This window comes from Streptomyces sp. NPDC096079 (assembly GCF_040303145.1).
Classification (GTDB): domain Bacteria; phylum Actinomycetota; class Actinomycetes; order Streptomycetales; family Streptomycetaceae; genus Streptomyces.
In genome coordinates this window covers 207,015-221,734 of record NZ_JBEOST010000002.1, presented here as the reverse complement: position 1 = coordinate 221,734, position 14,720 = coordinate 207,015, and the positions used below count along the sequence as shown (strand labels likewise).

General features: G+C 73.9%; 11 protein-coding genes. 3 read left to right on the top strand and 8 right to left on the bottom strand.

What is annotated here, in order from left to right:
* Positions 1–31: 31 nt before the first annotated feature.
* Positions 32–907, bottom strand: a complete 876-nt coding sequence (locus tag ABTY59_RS04980; protein ID WP_352017498.1) for an ABC transporter permease — start codon at positions 905–907, stop codon at positions 32–34.
* Complete coding sequence (locus tag ABTY59_RS04975; protein WP_352017497.1) at positions 904–3,558, bottom strand: alpha/beta fold hydrolase; 2,655 nt, start codon at positions 3,556–3,558, stop codon at positions 904–906. The genes ABTY59_RS04980 and ABTY59_RS04975 overlap by 4 nt, the downstream gene beginning before the upstream one ends.
* 127 nt (positions 3,559–3,685) lie before the next feature.
* Between ABTY59_RS04975 and ABTY59_RS04970 the strand changes: the two genes are divergently transcribed.
* Entirely contained in the window at positions 3,686–4,114 is a 429-nt protein-coding gene (locus ABTY59_RS04970) for a GNAT family N-acetyltransferase (protein ID WP_352017496.1), read from the top strand.
* Between the two features lie 77 nt (positions 4,115–4,191).
* Here the strand turns inward: ABTY59_RS04970 and mmsA are convergent, their stop codons facing one another.
* The 4 genes from mmsA to iolC are packed head-to-tail and all read right to left on the bottom strand — an operon-like array spanning position 4,192 to position 9,338.
* Positions 4,192–5,694, bottom strand: a complete 1,503-nt coding sequence (gene mmsA / locus ABTY59_RS04965) for a CoA-acylating methylmalonate-semialdehyde dehydrogenase (protein WP_352017495.1) — start codon at positions 5,692–5,694, stop codon at positions 4,192–4,194.
* 14 nt (positions 5,695–5,708) lie between these two features.
* On the bottom strand, positions 5,709–7,559 hold the full coding sequence (gene iolD, locus ABTY59_RS04960) for a 3D-(3,5/4)-trihydroxycyclohexane-1,2-dione acylhydrolase (decyclizing) (protein ID WP_352017494.1): 1,851 nt from the start codon (positions 7,557–7,559) through the stop codon (positions 5,709–5,711).
* Positions 7,556–8,380 carry a 5-deoxy-glucuronate isomerase gene (gene iolB, locus ABTY59_RS04955; RefSeq protein ID WP_352017493.1) on the bottom strand — a complete coding sequence of 275 codons (825 nt, stop codon included), beginning with the start codon at positions 8,378–8,380 and terminating at the stop codon, positions 7,556–7,558. Before iolB ends, iolD begins: the two co-directional genes overlap by 4 nt.
* A 10-nt stretch (positions 8,381–8,390) precedes the next feature.
* Positions 8,391–9,338 carry a 5-dehydro-2-deoxygluconokinase gene (gene iolC / locus ABTY59_RS04950; RefSeq protein ID WP_352017916.1) on the bottom strand — a complete coding sequence of 316 codons (948 nt, stop codon included), beginning with the start codon at positions 9,336–9,338 and terminating at the stop codon, positions 8,391–8,393.
* A gap of 180 nt (positions 9,339–9,518) precedes the next feature.
* Here iolC and ABTY59_RS04945 point away from each other — a divergent pair, with 180 nt between their 5' ends.
* Positions 9,519–10,439 carry a sugar phosphate isomerase/epimerase family protein gene (locus ABTY59_RS04945; RefSeq protein ID WP_352017492.1) on the top strand — a complete coding sequence of 307 codons (921 nt, stop codon included), beginning with the start codon at positions 9,519–9,521 and terminating at the stop codon, positions 10,437–10,439.
* Positions 10,440–10,674: 235 nt separating this feature from the next.
* A complete protein-coding gene (locus tag ABTY59_RS04940; protein ID WP_352017491.1) occupies positions 10,675–10,872 on the top strand; it encodes a helix-turn-helix transcriptional regulator in 198 nt (65 codons plus the stop codon).
* A gap of 101 nt (positions 10,873–10,973) precedes the next feature.
* Here ABTY59_RS04940 and ABTY59_RS04935 read toward each other — a convergent pair whose 3' ends face one another.
* The gene (locus ABTY59_RS04935; protein ID WP_352017490.1) at positions 10,974–12,293 is read right to left on the bottom strand and encodes a hypothetical protein; all 1,320 of its coding nucleotides are present in this window, start codon (positions 12,291–12,293) and stop codon (positions 10,974–10,976) included.
* 21 nt (positions 12,294–12,314) lie between these two features.
* Positions 12,315–14,579, bottom strand: a complete 2,265-nt coding sequence (locus tag ABTY59_RS04930) for an MMPL family transporter (protein ID WP_352017489.1) — start codon at positions 14,577–14,579, stop codon at positions 12,315–12,317.
* Positions 14,580–14,720: the final 141 nt, after the last annotated feature.

The window sequence follows — 14,720 nt, the reverse complement described above, 5'->3', positions numbered from 1 at the left end:
TGGGAGGACCTGCTAGTGGCGGGAGGAGCTGCTACGAGACGATGTCCTTGCGGGCGAAGCCGCGGAAGGCCAGTGCGAAGAGGACCAGGGCGTACGTCAGCGAGATCGCCGTGCCCTTCACCATGCCTCCCCACTCCAGCTGGGGCTGGAGCGCGTCGATCCAGGCGAACTGCCAGTGCGCGGGCAGGAAGTCGCGCCAGTCGCCGAGCGCCGTGACGGCGTCCAGGACGTTGCCGACGATCGTCAGGCCGACGGCGCCGCCGACCGCGCCGAGCGGGGCGTCGGTGCGCGTGGACAGCCAGAAGGCGAGGCCGGCGGTGACGAGTTGGGAGGCGAAGACGAAGGCGACGGCGATCCCGATCCGCAGCAGGGCGTCCCCGGCGGGCACCGAGCCGCCCGTCGGCAGCCGCAGCGGACCCCAGCCGTAGGCGACCGTGCCCGCCATCAGGGCCACGAGCGGAAGGAGGACCATCGCGGCCGCGCTGTAGCCGAGGGCGACCGTCAGCTTCGAGGCGAGGAGCCGGGAGCGCGGGACGGGCGCGGCGAGCAGATACCGCAGGGAGGACCAGCTCGCCTCGGAGGCGACCGTGTCCCCGCAGAACAGTGCCACCGGGATGACGAGGAGGAAGCCGGCCGAGACGAAGAGGCAGGTCGCGGCGAAGTTGGCGCCGGAGGCCGTCGCCGTGTCCATCAGGGTGATGCGGCCGTTGCGGTCGCCGTCCCCGGAGCCGCCGATCGCGAAGGCCGCGATCAGGACGAACGGCAGGGCGACGAGGATGCCGCCCATGATCAGGGTGCGTCGGCGCTTCCACTGGCGGAGGGCCTCGACGCGCAGGGGCAGGGTGCGTCCGGGCCGGTAGCCCGGGGCACTCGTCGAGGGGGTGGCCGGGGTGGTCGTGGTGGTCACGCGGCTCCTCCGATCAGGGTCAGGAACGCGTCCTCCAGACGCCGGTGGGGGCCGACGCCGGTCAGGGGCACGTCCAGGCGGACGAGTTCGCCGATGAGGGCGGTCGGGTCGATGCCGTCGAGGCGGACCAGGAGGCCTCCCTCGGTGCGGGTGGCCGCGCCGATGCCCGCCAGGGCGTCGATCTTGGCGACGAGGGCGTCGTCGATGTCCTCGCCCAGGCTCACCAGGAGGGTGGAGCCGGAGCCGGTGATCTCGGCGACCGGTCCGGCCTGCACGAGCTGCCCCCGGTCCATGACGACGAGATGGGTGCAGGACTGCTCGACCTCCGCGAGGAGATGGCTGGAGACGATGACGGTCCGGCCTCCGGCCGCGTACCGGATCATCACCTCGCGCATCTCACGGATCTGCGGCGGGTCGAGCCCGTTGGTCGGCTCGTCGAGGATCAGCAGGTCGGGCAGGCCCAGCATCGCCTGGGCGAGGGCGAGGCGCTGCCGCATGCCCTGCGAGTAGGTGCGGACGGCGCGTTCGAGGGCACCGCCCAGGTTCGCGATCCGCAGGGCCTCGTCGACGTGGGCGTCCTCGGCGGGACGGCCGGTGGCCTTCCAGTACAGGTCCAGGTTCTCCCGGCCCGACAGGTGCGGCAGGAATCCGGCTCCCTCGACGAAGGCGCCGACGCGGGAGAGGACCGGGGCGCCCGGGGTGATGGCCTGGCCGAAGACCCGGATCTCGCCCTCGTCGGGGGCGATGAGGCCCATCAGCATGCGCAGGGTGGTGGTCTTGCCCGCGCCGTTGGGCCCGAGGAGACCGAGGACCTGGCCCTGCTCGACGCGGAAGGTGAGGTCCCGGACGCTGTACCGGTCGCCGCCCTTGTACTTCTTCGACAGACCGGTGATCTGGAGGGGTACGGCGGTGAGTTCGGGGTCGGGCGCGGCCGCGGCCGTGCGGCGGCGGGCGGTGAGCAGCAGCGCGGCGGCGCCGGCGAGGCCGAGGAGCGGCAGGCCCCACACCCACCAGGGCAGGGCGGCGGCCTGGGTGGAGAGGCCGGGCGCGGTGGGGACGGTGAGCGGGCTCTCGACGGCGACGGTGTAGCGGGCGGGGACCGTCGGGGAGGCGTAGCCGAGGTCGGTGGCGGCGACGACGAGCCGCAGCCGGTGCCCGGCCTCCACCTCGTGGTCGATCGCGGGCAGGGTCAGCGTGACGCTCTTCCCGGCCTTGGCGCCCTCGACGCGGACGGGGGCGACGAGCTGGGCGGGCAGCACCTGCTGCCGTCCGTCCGGCCCGACGTCGTACACCTTGGCGAAGAGGACGGCGGAGCCGTCGGCGGCGGTGGAGGCGACCTTGACGCGGACGGTCGGTGTGCCGGTGACGCGCAGGGCCTCGGCCTGCGGCTTCGCGTCGAACCGGGCGTGCTGGCCGGGGAAGTCGAGGGAGAGGCCGAAGCCGAGGGAGGAGAGGCCGGAGAGGCCGCCGCCGAGGCCGGGGACGGCCGAGACGGCGGGCGGTGCGCCGCCCGGCGGGTTGGTGAAGGTCTGCGGCGCCCCGCCGAGGGCGAGGTCCGTGGTGCCGGCCGCGAGGCCGGGGTAGCGGTCGGCGGTCGCGGCGCGCAGGGTGGCCTGCCCGTCGGTGGAGTCGACGCCGCCGGTGCGGCTGACGCGGAAGGCGGGGCCGGTGTCGACGGTGGTGTCGCGCTTCAGCCAGCGGTCGAACCAGGTGGTGACGCGGCGTTCGACGCGGTCGGTCTCGCGGTCGCCGCCGTCGTGGCCGCCGGCGATCCAGTCGACGGCGACGGGTGCGCCGTTGGCGGTGAGGGCGCGGGCCATGGCGTCGGACTGGGCGAGGGTGAAGAGGGAGTCGGACTGGCCCTGGACGAGGAGCGCGGGCACCTTGACGCGCGCGCCGACGGCGGAGGGACTGCGGGCCTCGAGGAGGGCGCGGGCGGCGGCGTCGGGCTTCCCCGCGACGGCGACGCGCTGGTAGAGCGAGCAGAGCTCGGCGGTGAACCGGCCGCAGCCGTTCCCGGCGGCGCCGGCGGGGCGGCCGCCCGGGGAGGACGGGTCCCCGGTGGAGAAGAAGATCCCGGCCCAGAGCTTCTTGAAGACGCCGTCCGGGAAGAGCGCGTCGGCGAGGTTCCAGTAGGTGATCTGCGGCGCGATCGCGTCGACGCGCGGGTCGTGCCCCGCGGCGAGGAGGGAGATCGCGCCGCCGTAGGAGGCGCCGGTGACGCCGACGCGCGGGTCGCCGGACCGGTCGAGGAGGACCTCGGGGCGGGCGGCGAGCCAGTCGATCAGCTTCGAGACGTCCTTGACCTCGTGGTCGGGGTCGTTGAGGCCGATCTCGCCGGTGGAGGCGCCGAAGCCGCGGGCGGACCAGGTGAGGACGGCGTAGCCCTCGCGGGCGAGGCCTTCGGCCTGGGCGCGGACGTCGTCCTTGGAGCCGCCGAAGCCGTGGCCGAGGAGGACGGCGGGGCGCCGGCCGTCGCCCGGGCCGGTGAAGTACGAGGTGTCGAGCCGTACGCCGTCGACGTCGAGCATCCGGTCCGCGCGGCGCACGGGCGGTGGATCGTCCGTGGCGACGGCGGTCCAGGTGCCGGCGCCGGCGAGGACGGCGAGGACGGCGGTGACCGCGGCCCACCGGGGAAGTCGGAGTCGCATGGCGTCGAGCCTAAGCGGCCGGGCTGCGGGGCACGGCGGACCACGGAGGGAAATCGGCGGCCTCCTCAGGTCGTACGCAGTACGGTCCGCGTACAGCGGACGCGGTACGCGGAGACGGGGAGACGGCGTGGAGATCCGGCGGGCGACGACGGTGGCGGAACTGCTGGCGGCGGAGCACCTGTACGACGGGCCGCCCCGGGCGGACTGGGCGGCGCGGTTCCTGGCGGCGCCCGGTCATCTCATGCTGATCGCGTACGCGGAGGACGGTTTCCCGGCCGGATTCGTCTCCGGGATCGAGATGCTGCACCCCGACAAGGGTGCCGAGATGTGTCTGTACGAGCTGTCGGTGGACGAGTCCCACCGGCGGCGCGGGATCGGTTGTGCCCTGACGGAGGCCCTGGTCGCGCGGGCGCGGGAGCGCGGCTGTCACGGCGCCTGGGTCGGTGTGGACACGGACAACGCCCCCGCTCTGGCCACCTACCGTGCGGCGGGGGCGGTCGACGAGGGCGTCTTCGCGATGCGCGGCTGGCCGCTGGACGAGGAGCCGGGCGGCTGAACGTCCGACGTCCCCGGGGAGCGCGCCCCGGGGACGTCGGACGTGGATCGAGGCGGTCCGGACGCGGACCGGCCGGATCAGTGGTTGCGCGGGAAGCCCAGGTCGACGCCCGCGGGGGCCTCGGACGGGTCCGGCCAGCGGGTCGTGACGACCTTGCCGCGGGTGTAGAAGTGCACGCCGTCGTTGCCGTAGATGTGGTGGTCGCCGAAGAGCGAGTCCTTCCAGCCGCCGAAGGAGTGGTAGCCCACGGGCACCGGGATCGGCACGTTCACGCCGACCATGCCGGCCTGGACCTCCAGCTGGAAGCGGCGGGCGGCGCCGCCGTCGCGGGTGAAGATCGCGGTGCCGTTGCCGAACGGGGAGGCGTTGATGAGGGCGAGGCCCTCCTCGTACGTCTCGGCGCGCAGCACGCACAGGACCGGGCCGAAGATCTCGTCCTGGTAGGCCTTGGCGGAGGTCGGCACGTGGTCCAGGAGGGACAGGCCGATCCAGTGGCCGTTCTCGTGGCCGTCGACGCGCAAGCCGGTGCCGTCGAGGACGACCTCGCAGCCCTCGGCCGCCGCGCCCGTCACGTACGAGGCGACCTTGTCGCGGTGGACGGCCGTGATGAGCGGGCCCATCTCGGAGGTGGGGTCGTTGCCGGGGCCGATCTTGATCTTCTCGGCGCGCTCGCGGATCTTCTGGACGAGCTCGTCGCCGATGGCGCCGACGGCCACGACGGCGGAGATGGCCATGCAGCGCTCGCCGGCGGAGCCGTACGCCGCCGAGACGGCCGCGTCGGCCGCCGCGTCGAGGTCGGCGTCCGGCAGGACCAGCATGTGGTTCTTCGCGCCGCCGAGCGCCTGGACGCGCTTGCCGTTGGCGGAGGCGGTGGTGTGGATGTAGCGGGCGATCGGGGTCGAGCCGACGAAGGAGATCGCGGAGACGTCCGGGTGCTCCAGGAGGCGGTCGACGGCCACCTTGTCGCCGTGCAGGACGTTGAAGACGCCGTCGGGCAGGCCGGCCTCGGCGAGCAGCTCGGCGATCTTCAGGGACGGCGAGGGGTCCTTCTCGCTCGGCTTGAGGATGAAGGTGTTGCCCGTCGCGATGGCGATCGGGAACATCCACATCGGCACCATGGCCGGGAAGTTGAAGGGCGTGATGCCGGCGACGACGCCGACGGGCTGGCGGATCGACGCCACGTCCACGCGGTTGGACACCTGGGTGGACAGCTCGCCCTTGAGCTGGGTGGTGATGCCGCAGGCCAGGTCGACGATCTCCAGGCCGCGGGCGACCTCGCCGAGCGCGTCGGAGTGGACCTTGCCGTGCTCGGCGACGATCAGCTCGGCGATCGCGTCGCGGTTGGCGTCGAGCAGGGCGCGGAACTTGAAGAGGATGGTGGTGCGCTGGGCCAGCGAGGAGGTGCCCCAGGTGGCGAAGGCGTCCTTCGCGGCGGCGACGGCCGCGTCGACCTCCTCCACCGAGGCGAGGGCGACCTGGGTGGTCACGGCGCCGGTGGCCGGGTCGGTGACCGGGCCCCAGTTGCCCGACGTGCCCTCGACGGTCTTGCCACCGATCCAGTGGTGGACGCTCTTCGTCATGACGAGTTACTCCTTCAGAGATGGCGGCGTCGGGCGGTGACGTGCCGGTCGTACTCCTCGCGGGCCTTCGCCGCCGACGGGCGGGTCGACGTCTCGGCCACGGGCACATCCCACCACGCCTGGGCCGGGGGCGGGCCCGACACACTGTCTGCCGTTTCGGTCTCGACGTAGACACATGTGGGATCGGTGGCCCCGCGCGCGTCCGCGAGGGCTTCTCGCAGGTCACGGATGGTACGGGGGCGCAGCACCCGCATCCCGAGGGAGGCGGCGTTGGCGCCGAGGTCGACGGGGAGCGGCGGCCCGGTGAAGCTGCCGTCCGCCGCCCGGTGGCGGTAGTCGGTGCCGTACCGCTCGGCGCCGACGGCTTCGGAGAGCCCTCCGATGGAGGCGTACCCGTGGTTCTGCAGGATCACCAGTTTCAGGGGCAGCCGTTCCTGGACGGCGGTGACGATCTCGGTGGGATTCATCAGATACGTACCGTCGCCGACGAGCGCCCAGACGGGCCGGCCGGGCTCCGCGAGGAGGACGCCGAGGGCGGCGGGGATCTCGTAGCCCATGCAGGAGTAGCCGTACTCGACGTGGTACTGGTCGCGGGAGCGGGTCCGCCACAGCTTGTGGAGGTCGCCGGGGAGCGAGCCGGCGGCGTTGATCAGGATGTCGCTCCCGTCCACCAGAGTGTCGAGTGCGCCGAGCACCTGGGTCTGGGTGGGGCGGGCGTCCTCGTCGGGGGCGGCGTACGCGGCGTCGGTCCGCTCCTGCCACGCGGCCTTCGCGCGGGACCAGTCGGCCGTGGTCCGCCGGTGGCCGCCGAGCGCCTCGGTGAGGGCGGTCAGGCCCTCGCGGGCGTCGGCGACGAGGGGCAGCGCGGCCTGCTTGTGGGCGTCGAAGCCGGTGATGTTGAGGTTCAGGACGGGCGTGTCGGGTCGGAAGAGGGTGCCGGACGCGGTGGTGAAGTCGGTGTGGCGGGTGCCGACGCCGATGATCAGGTCGCTGGTGCGCGCGAGCGTGTTGGCGGTGTCGGTGCCGGTGTGCCCGATGCCTCCGACGTCGCAGGGGTGGTCGTACGGGAGGACGCCCTTGCCGGCCTGGGTGCTCGCGACGGGCAGGCCGGTGCGCTCGGCCAGCTCGCGCAGCGCGTCCTCGGCGCGGCTGTGCCGCACCCCGCCGCCCGCGATGACCAGCGGGCGTTCCGCGGCCCGCACGGCCCGGACGGCGGCGTCGAGTTCGGCGGCGTCGGGGCGGGGGCGGCGGACGTGCCAGGTCCGCTCGGCGAAGAACTCCTCGGGCCAGTCGTACGCCTCGGCCTGGACGTCCTGGGGCAGCGCGAGGGTCACGGCGCCGGTCTCGGCGGGGTCGGCGAGGACGCGGACGGCGGCGAGGGCGGCCGGGATCAGGGCCTCGGGGCGGGTGACCCGGTCGAAGTACCGGGACACCGGGCGGAGGCAGTCGTTGACGGACACGTCCCCCGCGGACGGCGCCTGGAGCTGCTGGAGGACGGGGTCGGCGGGGCGGGCCGCGAAGGTGTCGCCGGGCAGGAGCAGCACCGGGAGGTGGTTGATCGTGGCGAGGGCGGCTCCGGTGACGAGGTTGGTGGCGCCGGGGCCGATGGAGGTGGTGACGGCGTGCGCGGAGAGCCGGTTGCGCTGGCGGGCGTAGCCGACGGCGGCGTGCACCATGGCCTGTTCGTTGCGGCCCTGGTGGAAGGGCATGCCCCGCTCCTCGACGAGGGCCTGTCCGATCCCGGCGACGTTCCCGTGCCCGAAGATGCCCCAGGTGGCGGTGATCAGCCGCTGTCGCTCGCCGTCGCGCTCGGTGTGCTGGGCGGCGAGGAAGCGGACGAGGGCCTGCGCGACGGTGAGCCTCATGCGTATCCCTCCGTGTGGTCCGGGTGGAAGCAGATCTTCCACTCCCGCTCGGGTCCCGGGCCCGCCATGACGTTGAGGTAGTAGAGGTCGTGTCCCGGCTGGGCGATCGAGGGGCCGTGCCAGCCGTCGGGGACGAGGACGGCGTCGCCGTCCCCGACCTCGGCGAGGAGCGCGGCGCCGCCGGGACGGGAGGGCGAGATCCGCTGGTAGGCGAGGCCGTGGGGGCCGTCGATCTCGTAGTAGTAGATCTCCTCCAGGACGGACTCGGCGCCCGGGCGGTGCTCGTCGTGCTTGTGCGGCGGGTAGGAGGACCAGTTCCCGCCGGGCGTGACGACCTCGACGGCGATCAGCCGGTCGCAGGCGAAGGCGTCCGCCGAGGCGAAGTTCCGCACGCGCCGCGTGCGGTTGCCGCCGCCGCGGGTCTCGACGGGAACCTCCGGCGCGGGGCCGTAGCGGGCGGGGAGTCGTCGCTCGCACTTCGCTCCTGCCAAAGCGAAGCGGCCCCCCGCGCCGGAGGCGATCTGGGCGTGGGCGTCGCGCGGTACGTAGGCGAAGTCGGTCACCCCTTCGAACACGCTCGCGCGGCCCAGGAGTTCGAGGATCTCGCCGTCGACGCGCACGCTACAGGCACCGGAGAGGGGAAGCACGACCCATTCGGAATCCCCGCTCTCGAAGGAGTGGTTCTCCCCCGGTCCGAGGGTGAGGACCCTGAGGGCGGAGTACGTCCATCCGGCCCGTCCGGGGTCGATGTCGACGGCGTAGGGCCCGAGGGCGGCGGTCCCCGCGGGGAGGTGGAGGGAGTCGGATCGGTGCTGGTCCATGGGCTGATCCCTACCCCGGTTCCGGCAGGGTGCCGCTGCCCGTCGCGAGGGCTTCGGCGATCTCCGTGGCGTCCGGCATGGCGGAGGAGCAGGCGAGACGGCCGGCGACGATCGCCCCGGCGGCGTTGGCCTGGCGCAGGACCGTGTCGAGGTCGTGTCCGGCGAGGAGTCCGTGGACGAGGGCGCCGCCGAACGCGTCGCCCGCGCCGAGCCCGTTGACGACCTCGACGGGCAGCGGCGGCACCTCGGCGCGGGTGCCGTCGGCGGCGAGCGCGAGGACGCCCGCGGGGCCCTGCTTGACGACGGCGAGCCGGACCGCGCCGGCCGCGAGGAGGGCGCGGGCGGCGGCCTCGGGCTCCCGTTCCCCGGTGGCCACCTCGCACTCGTCGAGGTTGCCGACGGCGACGGTCGCGTGCCGCAGCGCCTCGGCGTAGTAGGGGCGGGCCGCCGCCGGGTCGGTCCAGAACATCGGCCGCCAGTCCAGGTCGAGGACCGTCGTGTCCCGGCCGGACCTGGCCCGCAGGGCCTCCAGGGTCGCGCTGCGGCTGGGTTCGGCGCACAGGCCGGTGCCGGTGGCCCAGAAGACCCGGGCGGCGCGGATCTCGTCGAGGTCCAGCTCCTCGGGCCGGATCTCCAGGTCGGGGGCCCGGGGGCGGCGGTAGAAGTACAGCGGGAAGTCGTCGGGCGGGAAGAGCGCGCAGAAGGTGACGGGGGTGGGCAGCGCGTCGGCCTCGGTCACCCAGCGGTCGTCCACGCCGAAGCCCTTGAGCTCGCGGCGCAGATAGGTGCCGAAGGGGTCGGCTCCGGTGCGGGAGACGAGCGCGGTGCGGCGGTCGAGCCGGGCGGCGGCGACGGCCACGTTGGCCGCGGAACCGCCGAGGAACTTGCGGAAGGTCTCGACCCGGTCGAGTCCGACCCCGGTCTGGAGCGGGTACAGGTCCACGCCGAGGCGCCCCATGGCGATCAGGTCGTACGGCTCCGTCTCCACGCGCCACCTCTCGGTCGGGCCGCCCTCGGTTCCGTCCTCAGGTCTAGTCGTCCGCCCGGAGGCGTGTCAACGATATGTCCGGACATTCGGACGACTCCGGACGGCCGGACCGCTTGACGGTCCTCTCGGGCCGCGGCCAAGGTGGCAGTCATGACGAAGCCGTCGCCGCAGCCGTCGCCAGCGTCCCGGATCCGTGTCGGATCGGCCCCCGACTCGTGGGGGGTGTGGTTCCCCGACGATCCCCGGCAGGTGCCGTGGCAGCGCTTCCTCGACGAGGTGTCCGGCGCGGGCTACACCTGGATCGAGCTCGGTCCGTACGGCTATCTGCCCACCGATCCGGCCGTCCTCGCGGAGGAGACCGCCCGGCGCGGCCTGCGGGTCTCGGCGGGGACCGTCTTCACCGGTCTGCACCACGGCCCGGCCGTCTGGGACCGGACCTGGGCGCACGTCGCGGAGAACGCCGCGCTCGCCCAGGCCGTGGGCGCGGAGCACCTGGTCGTCATCCCCGCCTTCTGGCGGGACGACAGGACGGGCGAGGTCCTGGAGGAGCCCGCGCTCACCGCCGGGCAGTGGCGGGACCTGACCCGGCTGACGGAGCGTCTGGGCCGGGAGGTGCGCGAGCGGTACGGGCTGCGGATCGTGGTCCATCCGCACGCCGACACCCACATCGACGGCGAGGACAGCGTGACCCGCTTCCTCGACGCCACCGACCCGGACGCGGTCGCGCTGTGTCTGGACACCGGGCACTACGCGTACGCCGGCGGGGACAGCGTCAAGCTGATCGAGACGTACGGGGAGCGGATCGGCTACCTCCACCTCAAGCAGGTCGACCCGGACGTCCTGGCCGGGGTGGTCGCCGAGGGGGTGCCGTTCGGTCCGGCCGTGGCCCGGGGGGTGATGTGCGAGCCGCCGTCCGGGGTGCCCGCGCTGGAACCGGTGCTCGCCGCCGCCTCGGCCCTGGACGTGGACCTGTTCGCGATCGTGGAGCAGGACATGTACCCGTGCGCGCCGGACGTCCCGTACCCGATCGCGCTGCGCACCCGGCGCTTCCTCCGCTCGTGCGGGGTGTGAGCGGCGCATACCGCTCTGACCAGCGGTGACGCACGCGGACACTCCGGTGGGCTCCTGTGCCGTTTCCGTCACGCTTGTCTCTGTTACGCGGGCTTTGCGTCACAGGCGTTCGACAGCCGCTCTCCTCCTGTCGGAAGGGGCGTTGCACCGGGCACAGGCTGATCAACCGCCCGCCCGCAGCGCCCCCGAACGGCACCCCCGCCGCCGCTGCGCGGCGCGCAGGGAGGTACCCGGCATGACGAACAGCAGGCTCTGGTCGTACAAGGACATCGCCGCACACATCAAGGTGCAGCCCGACACGGTCCGCTCCTACCGGAAGCACGGGCTTCTTCCGGCGCCGGACCACGTGGAGTCGGGCAAGCCCTTCTGGTACGCGGAGACGATCCACGCCTGGGTCGCCGGCCGCCCGGGCAACCGGGCCCGCCGCGACTGAACCCGCGGCGCGCCGGCCGCCGACGACGCCGGGCCCCGGAGCGTTCCGGGGCCCGGCGTCCCTCCGTGGGGGGAGTCCCGGGGCGGATCAGACGATGCGGATCAGAAGATCAGGTCGTAGACGTTCCAGCCGGGGCCGACGTACGTGCGGGTGGGGCCGGGCACGAGGGCGCCGGCCTTGATGACGCCCTGGTACAGCCAGAGGCGGCCGGCGCCGTCCCGGGCGACGACGTCGGGGTAGTCGCGGCGGCCGAGGTCGCCGGTGCCGGCGACGGCCGTGTACGCGTTCCAGCCGGCGCCGATCCGCAGCCGCTGCCGGAAGGGGTAGCCCTCGGGGTCGCCCGCGCTGCCGGTCTCGTCGTACTTCCACAGCACGCCGGCGGCGTCCCGGGCGAGGGGCCCGCCGGCGTACCCCTTGAGGCTGTTGTAGACGTTCCAGCCGGCGCCCACCCGGACCCGCGGGCGGAACGGCGCGGCGCTGCCGTAGTTCCTCTCGTAGACCCACAGGACGCCGTCCCGGTCGCGGGCCACCAGGGAGCCGCCGAGGCGCCCGGCGAGCGCGGTGTAGATGTTCCAGCCGGCGCCGACCTTCGTGCGGGGCGCGAAGGGGGCGGCCGGGTTGCCGGTTCCCTTGTAGTACCAGAGGACACCGGCCCTGTCCCGGGCGACCAGGTCGCCCACGCCGTTCGACATCGTGGCGGAGACCGGGACGACGGCGGTGTAGACGTTCCATCCGCCGCCCACCTTCCGGCGCGGCTTGAACGGCTTGTCGGGCCGGCTCGTGCCCTCGTACCGCCAGAGCACCCCGTCCTTGTCGCGGGCGTGCAGGGCGCCGACGAGGTTCGGCTCGGGGGTGCCGAGGACGAAGTCGAGTCCGGCCTCGCCCCGGGCGACCACCGCGCCCGTGGAGTCGGCCAGTTCCACGGGCGCGTCGAGGGATCCGACCCACGCCTGGTCCGAGGAGGTGTCGATCGTCACCGCGTACGTCAGGGTGGACCCGGCCTGTGCGACGGGCAGCTTGAGCCGTACCGGGTGCGGATAGTCCTCGCCGTCGACCCACGGCGAGTCCCAGGCGCAGGCCGCGAACGCCCCGCCGTTCACCGCGCAGGTGGAGTGCAGCGCCGCTGCCAGCCGGAGCGGGCTGGGGCCGGCCGGCGGGAACGCCGTCACGGGGAGGGCGAGGGCGGCGCGCACCGGGCCGGTCACCCCGGCCGGCAGGGTGACCTCGAGTCGCAGCGTCACGGGCCCTTCCGTGCCCGCCGGGACCGTCAGCCTGCCCCCCTCCTGGACGACGGTCCCCACCTCGGCCGTCGTGGCCGGCGCGGCGGGCGGAGTGGCCGCGGCCGCTCCCCCCGGCGCCAGCGGGCCGATGCCGGCGACGAGTGCCGTCGCCAGGGCCAGAGCCGTACGCGTGCGTGCCATGGATCCCTCCGGGATGCCTACTCAACCGCGCAACGAGGTGGTTTCCCTCCACCTCCCGGACACCTCTTCGACATCCGGGTCCGGCGAAAGGTTGTGCCCGTCCGTCTCACTGATGCCGAAGCGGTCGTGGAAGCGGCGCAGCGGGGCCGGGGCCCACCAGGTGAGGCGGCCGGTCAGCTTCATCACGGAGGGGACGAGCAGGCTGCGGACGACCATCGCGTCCATGAGGACGGCGAGGGCGACGCCGAGTCCGAGCATCTTGGTGTTGGTCACGCGGGAGGTGCCGATGGCGACCATGACGACGGCGAGGATCACGGCGGCGGCGGTGATCAGACCGCCGGTGTGGCGCAGCCCGAAGCGGACGGAGTGCTCGTGGTCGCCGGTGGCGTCGTACTCCTCCTTGATGCGGGAGAGCAGGAACACCCCGTAGTCCATGGAGAGTCCGAAGGCGACGCAGAACATGAGGACGGGCAGCGTGGTCTCGATGTCCCCGGTGGAGGTGAAGCCGAGGAGTCCGGCGAGGTGTCCCTCCTGGAAGACCCAGACGACGGCGCCGAACATCGCGGTGAGGCTCAGGGCGTTGAGGAGGACGGCCTGGACGGGGACGACGAGGCTGCCGGTGAGCAGGAAGACGAGGAGCAGGGTGACGAGGACGATGATCCCGGCCGCCCAGGGCAGGCGGTCGCCGATGGCGTCCTTGGAGTCGACGAGGACGGCGGCCGGTCCGGTGACGGAGGTCGCGAACGGGGCCTCCGCGGCGCGCAGTTCCCCGACGACCCGCTGGGCGCCGGCGCCGACGGTCTCGCCCTCGGGGACCACGGTGAAGTAGGCGGAGCCGCTGCCGTCGGTGACGGGTCCCTCGGCCCGGCCGACGCCGTCGAGGGCGGCGATGCGGTCGCGGTATCCGGCGTACTGCGCGGGCGTGGCCGTCCCCTCGGCGAGGACGGTGAGGCCGCCGCCCGGGTTCCCCGGGAAGCCGTCCCGCAGCTGGTCCTGGACGACGCGGGAGGAGGCGGTGACGGGGAGCTGGCGGTCGTCCGCGGTGCCGAACTTCACGCCGAGGAAGGGCAGTCCGAGGAGGACGAGCCCGGCGGTGGTGACGATCGCGAAGACGGGCGCCCGGCGCATCACGAGGGCGGCGGCCCTGCCCCAGCCCGCCCCGGCGCCTTCGTCCCGGCCCGCGCCGGCCGTGTCCTGCGCGGCGGTCCGGCCCCGGCGCAGGAGGCGCCGCAGGTCGAGGGCGTTGACCCGGTCGCCGAGCAGCACGAGGGCGGCCGGGAGCAGGGTGAGCGCGGCGGTGGCGGCGAGCAGGACGACCGCGATCCCGGCGTACGCGAAGGAGCGCAGGAAGTACTGCGGGAAGACGAGCATCGCGGCGAGCGAGACGGCGACGGTCAGGGCGGAGAAGAGCACGGTCCGCCCGGCGGTGCGCAGCGTCGTGCGGACGGCGGTGTACGTGTCGGCGCCGGCCGCGAGCTCCTCGCGGTAGCGGCGGACGACGAACAGGGCGTAGTCGATGGCGAGTCCGAGCCCGAGGGCGGTCGTCAGGTTCTGCGCGAAGACGGAGACGTCGGTGAACTCGGTGATGCCGCGCAGGACGGCGTTGGTGCCGAGGATGGCGACGATGCCGACGCCGAGCGGCAGGAGGGCGGCGACGGCGCTGCCGAAGACCATGACGAGCAGGACGAGGGTGAGGGGCAGGGCGATGAGCTCGGCCCGCAGCAGGTCCTCCTGGATGACCGTCTGCATCTCGTGGCGGACGGCGAGCCCGCCGCCGAGGGAGACCTCGACGGGGCCGTGGGTGCCCTCGTAGGCGGGGGCGATCCGGTCGAGGACGGCGGCGGCGTCCTTCTCCTCGCCGGCGATCCGGGCGGCGATCACGGCCTGGCGGCCGTCCTCGGAGCGGAGGGCGGGCGAGCCGGTGGACCAGTAGGAGCCGACGCCGTCGACGCCGGGCTCGGCGTCGAGCCGCTCGGCGAGCCGCCGGGCCTCGGCGGCGACGGCAGGGGCGTCGACCCCGGCGGCACCGGCGTCGACGAGCAGCAGCACGTTCGGCTGGGAGCCGGGGAACCGGTGCTCCAGGGCCTCGGTGGCGTACGTGGACTCGGCGGCCGGGTCCTCCCAGCCGCCGCTGCCCATGCGGTCCGCGACACCGCCGCCGGCGAGGACGGCGAGGGCGGTGAGCACCAGGGCCACCAGGAGGGTGAGGCGTGGCCTGGCGGTCACGAACCGCGTCCATCCCCCGCCGCGCCCCGCACCGGAGACGGCTTTCTTGACTTCGGACATGACGCGGTGTCCCCTTCACCGTGGCCCCTGCACGCGCTTCCCGGCAGGTCGCAGGGGCCGCCCATTGCCATAGACTGGCAAACACGAGTGATCACTCGCGTTTTCTAAGAATGCGAGCGACCTCTCGTGTTTGTCAAACGT